This window comes from Acidimangrovimonas pyrenivorans, assembly GCF_042643245.1.
GTDB lineage: Bacteria > Pseudomonadota > Alphaproteobacteria > Rhodobacterales > Rhodobacteraceae > Acidimangrovimonas > Acidimangrovimonas pyrenivorans.
Genome location: NZ_JBHRSK010000002.1, coordinates 46,282 through 64,271, shown reverse-complemented (window position 1 = coordinate 64,271; position 17,990 = coordinate 46,282). Strand labels below are relative to the sequence as shown.

General features: G+C 71.4%; 5 protein-coding genes. 2 read left to right on the top strand and 3 right to left on the bottom strand.

Going from position 1 to position 17,990, the window contains the following annotated elements; translation table 11 throughout:
* Nucleotides 1-200: 200 nt before the first annotated feature.
* Nucleotides 201-2,354, top strand: a complete 2,154-nt coding sequence (locus ACFOES_RS01175) for a GumC family protein (protein ID WP_377831122.1) — start codon at nucleotides 201-203, stop codon at nucleotides 2,352-2,354.
* Between the two features lie 317 nt (nucleotides 2,355-2,671).
* On the opposite strand, the gene ACFOES_RS01170 is transcribed toward ACFOES_RS01175, so the two are convergent.
* Nucleotides 2,672-4,465, bottom strand: a complete 1,794-nt coding sequence (locus ACFOES_RS01170; RefSeq protein WP_377831119.1) for a CocE/NonD family hydrolase — start codon at nucleotides 4,463-4,465, stop codon at nucleotides 2,672-2,674.
* Between the two features lie 80 nt (nucleotides 4,466-4,545).
* Between ACFOES_RS01170 and ACFOES_RS01165 the strand changes: the two genes are divergently transcribed.
* A complete protein-coding gene (locus ACFOES_RS01165) occupies nucleotides 4,546-5,217 on the top strand; it encodes a 4'-phosphopantetheinyl transferase family protein (RefSeq protein WP_377831116.1) in 672 nt (223 codons plus the stop codon).
* Here the strand turns inward: ACFOES_RS01165 and ACFOES_RS01160 are convergent.
* Both ACFOES_RS01160 and ACFOES_RS01155 read right to left on the bottom strand, forming a co-directional pair.
* On the bottom strand, nucleotides 5,211-8,066 hold the full coding sequence (locus ACFOES_RS01160) for a condensation domain-containing protein (protein ID WP_377831114.1): 2,856 nt from the start codon (nucleotides 8,064-8,066) through the stop codon (nucleotides 5,211-5,213). The genes ACFOES_RS01165 and ACFOES_RS01160 overlap by 7 nt on opposite strands.
* Nucleotides 8,067-8,068: 2 nt before the next feature.
* Complete coding sequence (locus ACFOES_RS01155; RefSeq protein WP_377831112.1) at nucleotides 8,069-17,938, bottom strand: amino acid adenylation domain-containing protein; 9,870 nt, start codon at nucleotides 17,936-17,938, stop codon at nucleotides 8,069-8,071.
* Between the last annotated feature and the right edge of the window lie 52 nt (nucleotides 17,939-17,990).

The following is a 17,990-nucleotide window of genomic DNA, read 5'->3' as shown; positions in this document are numbered from 1 at the left end:
ACACAGCGTTTGACCTGCGGCCCCGATCCGGGACAAGATGCCTTCTTGGGGGCGCCTTTGGCGGACGGCGGGTGGGAACCGGGCTTTCTTGGTGCGTGCGCGCCGACGGAACGGGCCCCTGCCAAGGAGAGACTGGGATGAACAGCAGGGTGCTGCCCTTCGAGAGGGCTGCGGCATCGCGTCGTCGCTCGAGCGGGTCAGTGGACGAGCCCGAGCGCGTCGACGTGCGCGAATTGTTCCGCATGGTCTGGCGCCGGCGCATGATGCTGATCGGCACCTTCCTGCTGGGCGCGATCCTGGCCGGCGGCTCGACCCATTTCGTGACCCCGAAATACGGTGCGATGAGCAAGGTGATGCTCGAAAGCCGCAAGAGCCAGGTGACGTCCTCGAAGGACGTGGTCTCCGATCTCACCCTCAACGACCAGGTGGTCAATAGCGAGGTCTCGGTTCTGACCTCGAACGTGCTGATCGAGTCGGTGGTCAGGAAGATCGGGCTGGACCGGCTGGACAGCATGGACCCGGCCAATCAGGCGCCGTCGCTGACGGCGCAGCTGGAAAGCAAGGTCAAGGGCCTGCTGGGCCTCAACAAGCCGGCGCCGGCCCCCAGCGCGGCCGAGGGGGCGATGACGCCCGAACAGCGCAAGATCGAGCGGCTGGTCTGGCAGATCAGCAAGAACCTCAAGGTCGGGCGCGAGGGCCAGTCCTACGTCATCGATATCTACGCCGCCAATACCCAGCCGCAGCTGGCGGCGCTGCTGGCCAATACCATCGCCGAGCAATACATCTCGGCCCAGCTCGACAGCCGCCGCGCCACCGCCGAGAGCGCGACCCGCTTTCTGTCGAGCCGGGTCGACGAGCTTCGCAAGCAGGTCGAGCAAGCCGAGGCCAAGGTCGAGAAGTTCCGGGCCGAGAACCTGCTGGTCGATGGCGGCACGCTCGACGCCGCGAACCAGCAGCTGGCCCAGCTCAACAGCCAGCTGGTGACGGCCCGCGCCGACCGTATCCAGGCCGAGGCGCGCTATGACCAGATCAAATCGGTGATCGACAAGCAGGGCATCGACGCGGTCAACAACATCGTCAGCTCGCCGGCGCTGGACAAGATCAATGCCGACCTGATGGACCGCCAGCGCCAGGATGCGATCTGGGCCCAGCGTTACGGCACGGGCCATCCCGAGCGCCAGCGTCTCCTGGTCGAGATCGAGGGACTGCGCAAGGACCTCAAGGCCGAGGTTCAGAAGATCGTCGACCAGCGCAAGAACGATGTCGACATCGCCCGTATCCGCGAGGCGACGCTGCAGGACAGCGTCAAGAAGATGGAGTCGCGGATCGTCGACCTGTCGCGCAGCACGATCGGGCTGCGCCAGCTCCAGCGCGAGGCGGCGGCGGCGCGCCAGGCCTATGAGCAGCTGCTCGGCCGGCTGACCGACACGCGGACGCAGGAGCAGATGCAGCGTGCCGATGCCAAGCTGATCGAGAACGCGACGGTCCCGACCGCGCCGGTCTCGCCGCGGCCCAAGCTGATGACGATGCTGGGCGGGATGACCGGCCTGGTGCTGGGCCTGGCGCTCGTGTTCTTCCTCGAGATGACCTCGGTCACCTTCCGCTCGATCCGCGATGTCGAGAGCGAGACCGACCTGCCGGTGCTGGCCGCGATCCCGCGCGAGCCGTGGAAATCGCCGCTCGGCGCCTGGCGCGAGCTGGCCCAGAACCCCTATGGCCTCTATGCCGAGCGCATCCGCCACCTGCGCACCTCGCTCTTGCTGCGCGACGGCAAGGAAGAGGCCCGCAGCGTGATGCTGATCTCCTCGGTGCCGGGCGAGGGCAAGACGACGACGACGCTGTCGCTGGCACGGATGGCGGCGCTGTCGGGCAAGAAGGTGATCGTGGTCGATTGCGACCTGCGCCGGGCCACGCTCTACCGCACCTTCGGCTGGCAGGCCGAGCACGATTTCGCCGGCTTCATCGCCAATACCTGCTCGCTGCATGACGCGATCCACCGTGACCCCGATCTCGGCTTCGACGTGCTCGCGGCCTCGACCCCGCGGCCCGATGTCGCCGACGAACTGGCGGCAAGCTGGCTCGAACCGATGATCGAGACGCTGAAGCACAATTACGATCTGGTTCTGGTCGACGCGCCGGCGCTGCTGGCGGTGTCGGACGGGCTGATCGTCGGCCAGGCGGTCGACATGAGCCTCTACCTGGTGCGCTGGAACAGCACGCCGCGCAGCGCGGTGACCAAGGGCATCTCGCAATGCCACGAGAACGGGCTCCACCTCACCGGCGCGGTGCTGAGCGTGGTCGACCAGCGCCAGAGCACCGAGGTCTATACCGAGGGGTATGGCTATTCGGCCTGAGACAGGCGCCCCGGCCGCGAAAGCTGCAAAGACCGTTTGACCCACCTGCCTTGCCGGGGCTTCAGCCCCGGATCGCAGCCGACCCGCCGCTCAGGGCGGGCGCGGTGTGGAGCAGCCGTTGCCCTGCAGACGGACGCCGGGCCAGAGGAGGTCTGGCCAGAGGGCGCCGGGCCAGAGGAGGTCGGGCCAGAAGACGTCGGGCCAGGGAATGCGGACATAGCGCAAACGACCGTGTGTCCACCCTCGGGGTCGGGCGCGATCCTCCCTCCCTGGTCGGGAGGGCTGCGCCACCGGTTCCCCGGACGGAAGGGGGCAGCTTACTCCGGCAGATCGTAAAGCGTCAGCTCCGACGGCGCCGCTATGGTGATCCGGGCCTTGTGCGGCACCGTCTCGCGGTTCGGGTCGCCGCCGCCGTTGAGGTTGCGCGCCAGCCGCGGATAGCTCGACCCGGCGATGTCGAGCCGCAGCCGGTGGCCGGGCCGGACCAGCCAGGCGATGTCGCGCAGCCGGATCGTCACCGTGTAACTCTGGCCCGGCTGCATCAGCTTGGGATCGGCGAAGCCGTCGCGATAGCGCAGCCGCAGCGCCCCCTCCTGGATCATCAGCGAGGTGCCGTCCGGGGCGACATCGGTGAGGCGGGCGACGAGGTCGGTATCGGGCACGTCGGTCGACACGGTCAGCCGGGCGCTGATCGGACCGGCGATGCGCAGCGGCACCTGCAGCGGGGCGGAGCTGTAGCTGAGCACGTCCGCCCGCGCCTCGACCGGGCGCTGGTCGAGCGGCCCGTCCCGGGTGGCGGGATCGCCGGTACAGCAGATCGCGCCGCCGAGGGTCGGCACCGGGTCCATCGGGTCCGAGGTCAAGCTGCGCGCCCCGGCCGAGGCCCCGGCGCGGCTCAGGCCGTCGCCGGCAAGCCGGTAGGTTACCTGCCGCGCGGCCGCCGGCGGCCAGCTCTCGGCATCGCGCCAGACATCCTCGCCCAGCACGTAGAAGCGGTAGGGCGGCAGCTTGCCCGGCCCCTTCGGCGGCGCATCCTTCAGCCTGGCATCCATGAAGCCGAGATAGAGCCGGTCATAGGGCTGCGGCCGGCCCTTCACTGCCATGTCGCCGACATGGCCGGCGCTGAACGGGCCGGTGCTGTCGCAATGCCCGCCCGGGCCGATCAGCACGTGCTGGTCGGGGGCCGAGCGGCGCATCAGCTTCGACAGGACCAGGGTCGAGCTGACGCTCTGGTCGTACCAGTTGTCGACCATCAGCGCCGGGGTGGCGAAGCGGGCATCGTCGCCGATGAAGCCGGTGTGGGCGCCGAAGCCGGGCTGGTCGAACCCGTCCAGCATCGCCTCGAAATCGGTCGGGTCGGGCCGGGCGCGCGCGATGGCGTCGCGCAGCGGCAGGGTGGCCAGCCCCCGGGCATAGTCGATCGGCGGCGCGTCCATCCTGTCGCCGGTCTTGCCGCCCCAGCGCGCGAACCAGCCATAGGCCGAGGCGAGCTCGGGGATGCCGCCCTCGAACATGCCGAAGTAGCCGTAGACCCCGCCTGCCGTGCCGATCGCCCCGCCGGCGCCGATCGGCACCATCGCCTTGAGTTGCTTTGGCCGGGCGGCGGCGAGGATCACCTGGCTCTCGCCCAGGGCCGAGCAGCCGATCGTCCCCACCTGGCCGTCCGACCAGCCCTGGGCCGCGATCCAGTCCAGCGTCGCCGCGCCGTCGCTGGCGGCGTGCGGGTAGGGGGCGAAGACGCCTTGGGAGCCGAAGCGGCCGCGCATGTCCTGCACCACCACGGCATAGCCGTGCGGCGTGAACAGGCTGACCCAGTGCCGGGCCTCGGGATAGCCGTCCTTGCCATAGGGCAGGCGGACCAGGATTGCCGGTTTGCGCGCCGGGCCGTCCTCGGGCAGGTAGATGTCGGTCGCCAGCTTGATGCCGTCGGGCATCGGCACCATGACATCGGCCAGCCGCTTGGCCGGCAACCCGCGCACCCAGGCGGCGAATTCGGCCCGGTACTTGAGCCCGCGCAGCGCGTCATGCACCGGCCCGGGCAGCTTGACCGCGGCCGCCCCGCCCGCCGCCAGCACCACGGCCCCGATCATCACCAGCCAGCGTTTCCTCATCCTGCCTCCCCGGGGCTCGACCTCGATATCGCGTCGCGGCTAGGATGCGCGCCGAAACGGCGGGCGGGAAGGGGAGCCGGGTGGAAATTGTCATTGACCTCTGGCTCTGGCCGCTGACCGGCGGCGGCGCGCATCTGTCGCCCGACGAGGCGGCGCGGGCCGACCGTTTCGTCTATCACCGCCATGCCGAGGCCTTCCGCGCCGGCCGTAGCCGGCTGCGCGAGATCCTTGCCGGCTACAGGGGCATGTCGCCCGCTGCGCTGCGTTTCAGCTATTCCGATCACGGCCGGCCGTCGCTCGCCGGCGGGCCCGAATTCAACCTCAGCCATTCCGGCGGCTGGGCGGCGCTGGCGGTCAGCGAACGGCCGCTGCGGCTGGGCATCGACATCGAGGCCCATCGCACGGTCGAGGAGGGCATCGCCCGCCGCTTCTTCTCGCCCGCCGAGCAGCGCGCTCTGGCGGCGCTGCCCGGGGCCGAGTGGCAGGCCGGCTTCTTCCGCTGCTGGACCCGCAAGGAGGCGCTGGTCAAGGCCTGCGGCCCCGGCCTGTCGATGGCGCTGGACAGTTTCGACGTCACGCTGGCGCCGGGCGAGGCGCGGCTGACCCGGATCGAGGGCGGCACGGCCGCGGACTGGGCCCTGGCCGACCTTGACGTTGGCCCGGGCATGGCCGGGGCTGTGGCGGCCGAGACCGGCGGCGCCACCCTGCGGTTGCGCCTGCGCCAGGGGAGCCTGCCGCTGCCGGCTCACTGAGCCGCGTGCTCGGCGAGGAAGGTCTCGATCTCGCGCGCCAGTTCGGCGGTGCCCAGCCGCCTCTCGCCCTTCACCAGGACCTCGTCGATATTGACCGTCTTCAGTGGCCCGGTGACGACCTTCTCCCAGCCGACCGAGGGCAGGAAATGCTTGCCATGCGGGGTGATCTTGGTGACGACATGCAGCACCGGCGCGTCGAAGGGCGCCGGACGATAGACATCGCGCGCGGCCGAGATGTAGGTGACGAAGCCCTGCAATTCGGGCGCCAGGTCGTAGAGCGCGCCGCGCTCGATCAGCCCCACCTTCACCGCCAGTTGCAAAAGCCCGGTCTTGCGGATGAGCCGGTAACTGCCCAGCATCGCCGGCAGTGACATCGTGCCGGCCCGGACCATGCGGATCCTGTTCGCCAGCGCGAAGCGGCGCTCGCGCCAGCGGCTGGCCTTGTCGGCCTTCAGGCTGGCGGCATAGCCCGGTTCCCAGACATCCTTGATGACGACGGCGACCTTTTCGCCCTCGGCCTGCAGGATGCGGGCGGCCTCGAGCGCGATATTGCCGTGGACGCAGACGCCGAACAGCAGGTAGGGGCCGTGCGGCTGGTGCTTGCGGATGACCTTGGCGTATTCGGCCGCGATCTCCTCGAAGCTGCGCGGACGCTGGTCGATGCCGCGGGTGCCGTCGAACAGGCGCACGCAGGCGGCCGGGTGGCGGTCCCTCATCTCCCCCAGCGCCGAGAGCATGATGGCGACATCGTTGACCGCGATGATCGGCTGGGCGTCGCCCTCGGTTTCCAGCGGCTCGATGCGCCAGTCGTCACCCTGCGCCTCTTCGGTCCCGCCGATCTCGGCGCCGATCCTGGCGGCCAGGGCGCGGATGGTCGGATGGGCGTAGATCGTGGCGACGCCGAAGCGCACGCCCCAGGTCTCGCGGATCCGGGACATCAGCCGGACGGCGAGCAGGGAATGACCGCCGAGGTCGAAGAACGAGGTTTCGCGCGGCGGCTCCGGCTGGTCCAGCAGCTCGGCCCAGAGCGCGGCCAGCCGGTCCTCGATCTCGCCGGCGCCGGCTTTGACCGCAGCTGGAGCAGCCGGCGCAACGGCGGCCCCCTCGGCGGCGACGAAGGGCGCGGGCTGCGGCGCGGAAGAGGCAAGCAGCGCGGTCATGGCCGTTGCCGAGGTGCCGTGCGGCGGGGCGGGCAGGCGGGCGCGGTCGATCTCGCCCCGGGCGCCGCGCGGCAGGGCCGCCAGCACGCTGATCCCCTGCGGCATCTCCGCGGCCGGCAGGCGGCGGGCGGCATAGCCCATCAGCTCGACCGGCAGCCCCTCGAGCGGCACCAGGCTGTCGGGCTGCGGGCTGACGAAGGCATAGCTGCCGCCTTCCACGGCCACGGCCGCCGCGGCGGCGACCTCGGGATGGCCCGCCAGCACCGCCTCGACCTGGGTCAGCCCGGGGGCCGCGGCCTCGGTGGAGGCGCCCAGCCGGGCATCGGCGGGCAGGGCGCCCAGCGGCAGTTCGGGATCGGCCAGCACCGCCTCGATATCGGCGAGCAGGGTCGCCATCAGCGCCTCGATCGTCTCGGGCTCGAACAGCTCGGGGCAATACTCGACATGCAGGTGCCAGCCCTGCGCCGGCCGGCCGATGATGACGACGTTCAGGTCCTGCGCCGCGCCCGGCGTGTGCGACGGGGCCGAGACCAGCTCGAACCCGCCATAGCGGGCGTCCCTGAGGAAGACGTGCTGCAGGCTGAAGGCGACCGAGACCAGCGGCGCCCGCGACGGGTCGCGCGGCGGATTGACGATCTCGACCAGCTTGCTGAAGGGCAGCGACTGGTGGGTCAGCGCCTCCTCGACCACGCGGCGCGTGGTGGCGAGATGGGCGCTGAACGGGGTCTCGTCGGCGGTCGGTAGGCGCAGCACCTGGTGGCTGATGAACGGGCCGATCAGCGGTTCCAGATCGGTCTCGGCCCGGCCCGCGACCGGGGTCGAGAACAGCACTTCCGGCTTGCCCGTCACCCGGTGCAGCGTCGCCGCCAGAGCAGCCGCGCCGAGGGTGAAGGTCGAGACGCCGCGCGCCTTGGCGGCGGCTTCGAAGCGCGGCATGAACTCGGCCGGCAGGGCGCGGCTGCGGCGCGTGACTGCCGTCGAGCGCAGGGCCGGGCGCGGCTTGTCCGCCGGCAGCTCGAAATAGGGCGCGTCCTTCATCTGCGCGGCCCAGTAGGCGCTATCTTCCGCGAGCACGCCGCTGGCCAGGTATTCCTCCTGCCACAGCGCGTAATCGCCGTATTGCAGCGGCAGCTCGGGCAGCTCGGGCGCCTGTCCGGCCTCCAGAGCCGCGGCGATGGTGCCCAGTTCCTGGCCCAGCACGCCGATCGAGTAGCCGTCGAAGACGACGTGATGGGCGACGATCAGCAACACCGCCCGTTCGGGCGCCAGCCGCACCAGCGTGGCGCGCAGCAGCCCCGGCTGGGTCAGGTCGAACGGCCGTGCGGCATCCTCCTGCGCGATCTCGTCCAGCCGCTCGGCATGGCGGGCCGCGGGCGTGGTGCGCAGGTCGATCAGGCCGAGGCGGAACGGGGCCGCGTCGAGCACTTCCTGCAGCGGCGCGCCGTCCTCCTCGACGAAGCGGGTGCGCAGGATCTCGTGCCGGGCGATGATCGCCTTGAAGGCATCCTCGATGCTCTCGTTGCGGACCGGGCCGCGCAGTTCCCAGCGGACCGCGACGTTGAGCGTCGGGTCGCCCGGGTTCATCTGGTCGATGAACCAGAGCTGGCGCTGCATCGTGCTGAGCGGGAAGCGCAGCGGCGCCTCCTGCGTCTCGGGGCCCTGGCCGGCGGAGGGGTCGTGGTCACTCATGTTCAGGAGGCTTTCTCCATGCCGCGCCGGGCACCGCCGCGGAACGATTTCAGGGAGGGCCGCGCCGGGCCCTTGGGTTCGGTATCGCCGCCGCGGGCGTCGGCGAAGGCGGCGAGGTCGCGGATCGAGGGATGGGCGAGCATGTCGCGCGCCTCGAGCCCGAGCCCGGCATCGAGCATCCGCGCCGCGATGCGGAAGACCGAAAGCGAGTCGACCCCGAGCGCGTGCAGCGTCTCGGTGGCGCCGATGGTCTCGCGGCCCAGCACCTCGGCCCAGATCGCGGCGATCTTCTCCTCGGTCGGGCCGCTCGGCGGATCGGCCGGCGGCGCCTCGGCCAGCACGGCGGCGGCCTCGGGCGCCGGCAGCGCCTTGCGGTCGAGCTTGCCGTTGCCGGTCTGGGGCAGGGCGTCGAGCACGCTCCAGGCCTGCGGCACCATGTAATCGGGCAGCTGCGCCGCGATGCTGGCCGAGATCGCCGCGGTGTCGAGCGTCGCGCCCGGTTCGGCCACCAGCCAGGCGGCCAGCAGCTTGTCGCCCGACGGCCGCGCGGCGACGTCGACCGCCGCCCTGGCGATGCCGGGCAGGGCGCGCAGCCGGGTCTCGATCTCGCCCAGCTCGATGCGGAAGCCGCGCAGTTTCACCTGGGTGTCGCGGCGGCCCAGCACCACGATCCCGCCATCCGCCTTGCGCAGCGCCAGGTCGCCGGTGGCGTAGAGCCGGCGCGGCTTGCCCATCAGCGCGATGTCGCGGAAGGCGGCCTCGGTCAGGTCGGGCCGGTTGTAATACCCCAGCGCCAGCCCGTCGCCGCCGATATTCAGCTCTCCGGTGACGCCGATCGGCTGAACCTCCCCGGCCTCGGACAGGATGTGCAGATCGGTATTGCCGATCGGCCCGCCGATGGTGATCGGTTCGTCATGGGCGATGCGCTTGACCGCCGACCAGATCGTCGTCTCGGTCGGGCCGTACATGTTCCACAGTTCGCCACCCGCCGCGGTCAGCCGCTGGGCGAGGTCGGCCGGCAGCGGCTCGCCGCCCGCCAGCATCTTCAGCCCGGTGCGCGGTTGCAGACCGGCCTCCAGCAGCATGTCCCACAGCGTCGGCGTCGCCTGCATCACCGTGATGTCGTCCCGCGCCACGCGCTCGGCCAGGGCGAAGCCGTCGAGGATGTCCTCGGAACTGGCAATCACCACGGTGCCGCCGACCGCCAGCGGCAGGAACAGCTCCAGCACCGCGATGTCGAACATCACCGTGGTGACCGAGAGCAGCGTGTCCTCGGCGGTCATGCCCGGCTCCCGCGCCATGGTGGTCAGGAAGTTGACCACCGCGCGATGGGGCACGGCGACGCCCTTCGGCGTGCCGGTCGAGCCCGAGGTGAAGATGACATAGGCCGGGCGCTCGGGATCGGCGGCCACCGGTGCCGGCGTGCCGCCGGCCGGGGCGTCGGCGAGGTGGAGGACGGCGATGTCCAGCCCCTCGGCAAAGCCGGCATCGGCGCAGACCAGGCCCGAGACCTCTGCCGTCTCGCAGATCGTGCGCAGCCGGGCGGCCGGCTGGCGCGGGTCGAGCGGCACGTAGGTATGGCCGGCCTTGTGCACCGCGATCAGCGCCACCAGCATGCCGGCGCCGCGCGGCAGGGCGACGGCGACCCGGGCACCGGGCTCGGGCAGGGCCGCCTGGATATGGGCGGCGAGCGCGTCGCTGGCGCCGGCGAGCTCGGCATAGGTGAGCGCGGCATCCGCGGCCTCGACCGCCACCGCCTCGGGCGTGGCCGCGGCGCTGCGGGCGATCAGGTCGGGCAGCATCGCGGCGCGGTCATAGTCCATCGCGGTCCGGTTCCGGCCCTCGACCAGATCGGCCAGCGCCTCGGGCGCCATCATCGGCAGATGCGCGATCGCCGTGGCACTGTCGGCGCCCAGCCCGGCCAGCACCGCCTCGAGATGGCCGATCCAGCGCCGCACCGTCTCGGGATCGTAGACATCGGCATTGTAGTCGACATCGACGCGCAGCCCGTCGCGGCCCTCGATCATGTTGAAGAACAGGTCGAAATTGGCCGCCGCCTTGGGCGTCGGCGCGGCGCGGCCGGTCACCGGACCCATCGGCAGCTCCTCGGCGACGCGTTCGAGGTTGAACTGCACTTCGGTCAGCGGCAACCGGTTGAGCGCGCGCGGGATTTCCAGCTCGCGCACCAGGGCGCCATAGGTCGTGTCCTGGTGGTCGAAGGCCGCCATCACCGCCTTGCCGGCCCGGGCGAGGTGCTCGGCCGCCGGCTGCGCCGGGTCGAAGGCGGCGCGGATCGGCAGGAAGTTGACGCAATGGCCGACCAGCGCCTGGTTCTCGAGCAGCGCCTGGCCGCCGGTCGGAACCCCGAGCACGATGTCGGAGGCGCCGCTGAGCCGGCCCAGCGTGATCTGCAGCGCGGCGAAGAGGGTGCCGAACAGGGTGCAGCCCTGCTTGGCCCCGGCCTTGCGCGCGGCCTTCAGCGTCTCGACCGGGATACGGGCGGTGACGGTGCCGCCGTTGAACTGCTTGACCGCCGGGCGCGGATGGTCGGCCGGCAGTTCGGGCAGGGACGGGATCGTCTCGTATTGCGCGCGCCAGAAGGCGAGGGTTTCCGGCCGCATCTCGGTCGCCGCATGGGCCTGGGCATAGGCGGCGAAGGAGGGCGCCGGCGGCAGGCCCGCATCGCGGCCCTCGCAGGCGGCGGCATAGAGCTGGGACATCTCGTCGAGCAGGACGTTGAAGGACCAGCCGTCGCAGAGGATGTGATGGGCGGTCATCAGCAAGACGTGACGCTCGGGCGCCAGCGCGACCAGCGCCAGCCGCAGCGCCGGGCCGGCGGTCAGGTCGAAGGGCTCGGCCGCGTCCTTCGCCAGCAAGGCCTCGAGCGCCGCCTCCGGGTCCGGATCGGCCGAGACGTCGTGCAGCGCCAGCTCGGGCGCATAGGGCGCGATCACGTCGAAGCTGGCACCGGCGCGGTCGAAGACCAGCCGCAGCGCGTCGTGCCGGGCGATCAGCAGCTGCAGCGCCCCCTCCAGCGCCGCCCGGTCGAGCGGGCCGTCGAGCCGCAGCGCGACGCCCTCGTTGAAGCTGCAGGCGGCGCCGTCGCCAAGCTGGTGGGTGAGCCAGATCTCGTGCTGGCTCTCGGTCAGCGGGATCGCCTGGGTCGGAGTGGCCGTGGCGGCCGGTTGCGGCGCCGCGGAAGGCCGGGCCGCGCCGCCCGTGCCGGTCAGGATGCCGATCGACTGCAGCGTGTCGACGGCCTTGACGAAGGCGCCGTAGACCGCCTCGATATCCTCGTCGCTATGCGCGGTGGTCAGGAAGCCGCAGAAGCCGTCCTGCACATGCACCCCCTCCATCCGCATCAGCGGGAAGAGTAGCGCGGCGCGCGGGTCGTGGCTGGTGACGTTGATGACGAACCAGCTCGAGAAATGCGTCACCAGCTCGGGCAGCCCGCGCTCGGCCAGCGCCGCGTTCATCCGCCCGGCCAGCGCCCCGGCCCTGGCCGCGACCTCGGTCCACAGCACCTCGCCCCTGGCGTCGAGATGGTCCATCACCGCCTCGACCGCCGCCAGCACCAGCGGGTGGCGGACGAAGGTGCCGGCGAAGAAGGTCGGCGCCACCTGCGGCACCGAATCGTCGCCATAGGCCCATTGGCCGCCGTCGAGCGCATCGAGGAAGCGCCGCGCGCCGGCCAGCAAGCCGACCGGCAGCCCGCCACCGATCACCTTGCCGTAGGTCGCCATGTCGGCCTCGATCTCCCAGATCCCCTGCATGCCCCTGGCATGGGTGCGGAAGCCGGTGACGACCTCGTCGAAGACCAGCGCCGACCCGCCGTCGCGGGTGATCCGGCGCAGGTCGCGGCAGAATTCGGACGGCCGCAGCTCGGGATGGCGCGACTGCACCGGCTCGACGATCACCGCGGCGATGTCCTTGATGTTACTGCTGATCCAGTCGAGCGATTCCGGCGCGCCGTAGCCCAGCACCACCATGTTGGTCAGCCCCGAGCGCGGGATGCCCGGCGCGATCGGCAGCGCCGCCGGATCGCCGCCGCGGGTCTTGCCCTTGATCAGCACCTCGTCGAACTGGCCGTGGTAGTCGTTTGAGAAGACCACGATCTTCTCGCGCCCGGTGACAGCGCGGGCGACGCGCATCGCCGCCATCACCGCTTCCGAGCCGGTGTTGCAGAAGGTGACGCGTTCGTGCCCCAGCATCTCGGATAGGCGCTTGGCCAGCGGGCCGGCCTTCTCGGATTGCGGGCCGATGGCATAGCCTTTTTCCAGCTGAGCGGCGACTGCGGCGCTGACGAAATCGGGCGAATGGCCGAAGGCGGTCTGGCCGAAGCCGTTAACCACGTCGACGAAGCGGTGTCCGTCGACATCCCAGATATAGGCGCCCTTCGAGCGGTCCGAGACCAGCGGGAAGGTGAGCTCCTTCCAGTCGGGGTGGAAGCCGGCGGCAGTGCGCGGGTCGGCCAGGTGCGACCGGTGCTCGGCGGTGTAGGCCTTCGACTTGGCGTGACGCTCGGAATAGCGCGCGGCGAGGTCGGCGACGAAGGCGCGCTGATCGGGCGTCAGTTCGGCGCCGGCGAGGCTCGGGCCGCGGCCGACCTTGAAACCCTCCTTGCGTGCGGGCGCCTCTTCGGCCGCCGGGGCAACCGGGGTAGCGATCGTCGCCGGCGCCGCCGCCGGTTGGGCAACCGGGGCGGGCGCCGACTGTGCGGCGGCCGGGGCCGGCGCCGCGGCGCCGAGGGCGCGCAGCTGCTCGGCGAAGACCGCCTGCATGGTCTGCATCTGGGCCTGCAGCAGGCCGGAAAGATCCGAGCCGGCGGCCATCGGCTGGGTCATCGGTTGGGCCATCGGTTGGGCCGGAGCCGCCGGCATCGCCGGAGCCGCCGCCGTCAACGCCGCCGCCGGGACCTGCGCGGCGGGTGCAGCCGCCGGTTGCGGGGCCGGAGCGGGCGCCGGGGCCGGTGTCGGGGCGGCCTCGGCCGGCAGGACCGCGTCGAGATGGGCGGCCAGCTCGGCGATCGACGGGGTGTCGGCGAGCAGGCTGCGGAAGGTCATCTCGACCCCGTAGTCGCGCCCCAGCGCCTGCGCCACCTGGCCCATGAACAGAGAGTCGAAGCCCAGTTCGAGGAATGGCGCCGTCGCCTCCTCCGGCGCCAGGTCCTCGCCCGAGAGGTCGGAGAACAGGGCCAGCAGTTCGGCGGTCAGGCGCGCGCTGCGCGGGGCGGTCTGGGCAACATCGGTCATGGCATTCTCACTTGCGGCGGGCACAGCGGGCTGCGGCGCGGGGATTTCGGGGGCCGGGGGCATGGCCGTCGCGGCAACAGCCGGCGCAGCCATCGGCACTCCGGCCGGAGGCGGATCGATCCAGTGGCGCTTGCGCTGGAACGGGTAGGGCGGCAGCGACACCCGGCGGGTGCCGCGCGGCAGGCGGGACCAGTCGACGGGCGCCCCGGCGGCCCAGAGTTGGCAGAACGCGGCGGCCATGACGCTTTGATCGTCAGAGTCCGATTGGGTGTGATCCGGCAATGACTGGATTATCCCGCCATGCCCGCCGCGTCCCAAGGTCTGCGCCGCGAAGGCTGACAAGGTGCGTCCCGCACCCACCTCCAGCAGAATCGGAGACCTTGTCTCGCAGACCGCCTGCAGGGCGGCCTGGTAATTGACCGGGGCGCGGGCCTGGGCGGCCCAGAAGGCCGGGCTCTGCGCCTCGTCGTCGGTGATCCAGCGCCCGGTGACGCTGGACACGAAGGGAATTTGCGGCGCCGCCAGCGCCTCGCCGGCGACCAGTGCCTCGAGCGCGGGCGTCACCGGGTCCATCATCTTCGAATGGAAGGCATGCGAGGTATGCAGCCGCGTGACCGCGATTCCCGCCGCCTCGAGCCTCTCGGCCAGCGCGTCGACGGCCTCGTCCGGTCCGGCCACGACCTGCAGCTTCGGCGCGTTCAGCGCGGCCAGGTCGACCGTGTCGTCGAGATGCGGCCGCAGCTCGTCCAGCGTGCAGCGCACCGAAAGCATCGCGCCCGGCGGCTGGTCCTGCATCAGACGGCCGCGTTCGGCGATGATCTTGAGGCCGGTCTCGAAGCTCATCACGCCGGCGATGGTGGCGGCGGCGAATTCGCCGACCGAATGGCCCAGCATGGCGGCCGGGTCGATGCCGCGCGCCTGCCACAGCCGGGCCGTGGCCACCTGGGTCAGGTAGAGCGCCGGTTGGGTGATGCGGGTGTCGCGCAGCGCCCGGGCGGCGGCCTTGTCGGTGACGTCGCCGAAGCAGAGCAACTCGTTGATGTCGAGATCGATCAGCGGCTTGAGGATTTCCGCCCCCTGATCGATCCAGCGGGCATATTCCGGCTCGCTGGCATAGAGGCCCTTGCCCATGCCGGGATATTGCGAGCCCTGGCCGGGGAACATGAAGACGACCGGCGGCGCCTCCTTCGGCGTCGCGGCGCGCGGCGGTTGGGCCTTGCGCAGCGCGGTCCCGGCCTCGGCATTGGTCATCGCGGCGACGGCCAGGCGCCAGGGGAAGGTCCGGCGGCCCTCCTGCAGGGTGAAGGCGGCGTCGGCCAGGGCGGGGGCGTCGGAGGCCTCCAGCCGGTCGGCCAGCCGCACCGCCATTTCGGCCAGCGCCTCGGGGGTGGTGGCCGAGAGCGGCAGGATTTGCGGCGCCTCGACCGGCGCTTCCGCCGGGCGCTCGGGGGCTTCTTCCAGCACCAGGTGGACATTGGTGCCGCCGACGCCGAAGGAACTGATCCCGGCGCGGCGCGGGCCGTCGCTGGCCCAGTCTTCCAGCCCCTCGGGCACCCGGAACGGGCCTGAAGCGAAGTCGATCCGCGGGTTCGGCGTCTGGAAATTGGCCACCGGCAGGATTTCCCGCGCCCGCAGCATCAGCGCCGTCTTGATCGTGCTGACCACCCCCGCCGCGGCGTCGAGATGGCCGATATTGCCCTTTACCGATCCCAGCGCGCAGGCGCCCGGCGTGCCGGTGCCGAAGGCCTGGGTCAGCCCGGCGATCTCGATCGGGTCGCCCAGCGGCGTCGCGGTGCCGTGGCATTCGACGTAGGAGATCGTCGCCGGGTCGATGCCGGCATCTTGATGCGCCATCCGGATCGCCGCCGCCTGGCTGGTGACCGAGGGCGCGGTGTAGGAGATCTTCTCGGCGCCATCGTTGTTGACCCCAGCGCCGCGGATCACGGCATAGATCTGGTCGCCCGCCGCCAGCGCGTCTTCCAGCCGTTTCAGCACCACGACCCCGGCGCCATGGCCGAAGACGGTGCCGCCGGCCCGGGCGTCGAAGGGCCGGCACAGCCCGTCGGTCGAGCCCATGCCGCCCTCTTGCGCCATGTAGCCGCGCTTCTGCGGGAAGGTGATCGAGACGCCGCCGGCCAGGGCCACGTCGCAGGCCCCGGCGCGCAGCGACTGCACCGCCTGGGCGATCGCGGTCAGCGAGGTCGAGCAGGCGGTCGAGATCGCCATCGCCGGGCCATGCAGGTTGAGCTTGTAGGCCACCCGGCCGGCAAGGTTGTCGTTGGTGTTGCCGGTCAGGATGCCGTAATTGCCGATCTGGAACTGGGCGGTGAAATCGTCCAGCGCGGCACGGTCGGCCATGATATTGGCCAGCAGATAGGTCGACAGCGTCGCCCCGGCGTAGACGCCGACCGGGCCGGGCGCGCGGGTCGGGTCGATGCCGGCATCCTCGAGCGCCTCCTGGCAGATCTCGAGGAAGATGCGGCCCTGCGGGTCCATCTCGGCCGCGTCGCGCGGCAGCATGTTGAAGAACCTGGCGTCGAACAGGTCGACATCTTTCAGCACCGAGCGGGCCGGGACATAGGCCGGATCGGCATGCAGTTCGGGCGGGACGACGTCTTCCAGTTCCTCGGGCGCGAAGCGCGGGATCAGGTTGTCGCCGGCGCGGATGCGGGCCCAGAACGAGGCCAGGTCGTCGGCGCCGGGGAACCGTCCTGCCAGCCCGGTGATGGCGATGGCGCCCTCGGGGAGGTCGTCGCGTTTCGCGGCTTGCGGCGTCGCCTCGGCCGCCGGGGCGGCGGGGGCGAGATCGGCCAGCCGCGCCGCCAGATCGCCCAGCCGCGGGGTCTCGAACAGCAGGGTGATGTCGAACTTCACCCCCAGCCGCGCCTCCAGCCGTGCATGGGCGTCGATCAGTTGCAGCGAGGTGCCGCCGGCCTCGAAGAAGGTGATGTCGTCGTCCGGCGGATCACAGGCCAGGATCTCCTGCCAGACCGCGGCGATGGTGGCGCGGATGTTCCTCGGGTCGGGTTTCTGCGCCGGCGCGGCCGCCGTGGGCCGGTCGAGCAGCGCCAGCAGCGCCTTGCGGTCGGTCTTGCCGGCCGGGGTCAGCGGCCAGTCCGTGGTCACCCGGGTGACGCGCGGCAGGGTTGCCGGGCTGACCTCTTCGCCGGCCGCCGCCATCACCTGGCGGACGAAACCGGTCTCGTCGGCGGGCATGCCGCCCTCGGGCAGCAGGAAACCGGCGATGCGCTTGTCGCCGGCCGGACCCTTGACCAGTTCGACCGCCGCGTCGGCGACGCCGGGCTGGCTGCGCAGCACGTGTTCGAGCCCGTCGAGCTCGATCCGCCTTCCGCCCAGCTTGACCTGGCGGTCGACGCGGCCGCGGAACTCGAAGACGCCGTCAGCGCGCAGATGGGCAAGGTCTCCGGTCAGGTAGACCTTGCCGGACTTGCCCGGCCGGGGATCGTCGATGAAGACCTCGGCGGTCTTCTCGGGCCGGCCGTAATAGCCCAGCGCCACGCCGGGGCCGGCGATGGTCAGCTGGCCGGTTTTGCCCGACGCCAGCGGCCGGAGCGCCTCGTCGACGAGAAAGGCCTCCTCATGCACCATCGGCCGGCCGATCGGCAGCGGCCCGCCGTCGAGCAGCTCTTCCGTCACCCACTGGCCGAGGCTGACCATGGTCGTCTCGGTCGGGCCGTAGATGTTGTTGAGCCGGATCTCGGGATAGGCGGCCAGCAGCCGCTTGGCATGGCCGGGCGACATCACGTCGCCGCCCGAGGAGACGAGGCGCAGGCTGGCGAAGGCATCCAGCGCGTGGTCGATCATCAGGTGGTTGAGCCCGGCATAGAACACTGCCGCCGTGACGTTGTGGCGGCGCATCACCGCGGCGACGTCCTGAACCGCCGGCATCGGCGTCTCGACGATGGCGCAGGCGGCGCCGTTCAGCAGCGCGCCCCAGATGTCGAAGACCGAGCCGTCGCAGGCGATGGTCGAGGCATGCAGCACGACGTCGTCGGGAGTGACGGCAAAGAGCGGCTGGTCGAGCATGATCGCGGCGATGCCGCGCTGGGCCGTCACCACCCCCTTCGGGGTGCCGGTCGTGCCCGAGGTATACATGACATAGGCGGGGTCGGCGCCCGTCGCCTCGGGCCAGTCGGCGCTGTCGGGATCGGGGCCGGCGAGGACGTCCTCGAGGGCGAGGGCGGTCAGCCCTGCGGGCAGCAGCTCGGGCGCCCTGTCGGCATAGCGGGCCGCCACCAGCGCGGCCTTGAGCGGCAGGTCGGTGGCGATGAAGGCGAGCTGTTCGGGCGCGTGAGTCGGGTCCAGCGGCACGAAGGCGGCCCCGGCGCGCAGCACCCCGAGCATGGCGATGATCGCCTCGGCCGAGCGCGATTCCAGCAGTCCGACGAAATCGCCGCGGCCGACGCCGGCCGCGCGCAGCCGCGCCGCGACCCGCTCTGCCGCCGTTTTCAGAGTGGCATAGGAGAGGACACGGTCGCCGGCCAGCAGTGCATGGGCGTCCGGCGCCCGCACCGCCTGAGCCGCGAAGACCGGATAAATCGCCTGCCCCGGATCGTAGCCCGGCCGGGCCACCGATACGGCATCGCCATCGCGTTTCATTCCCCACCCCAAAATAAATCCCCGACTGGCGGATCCGGGCCGGAAATGACCC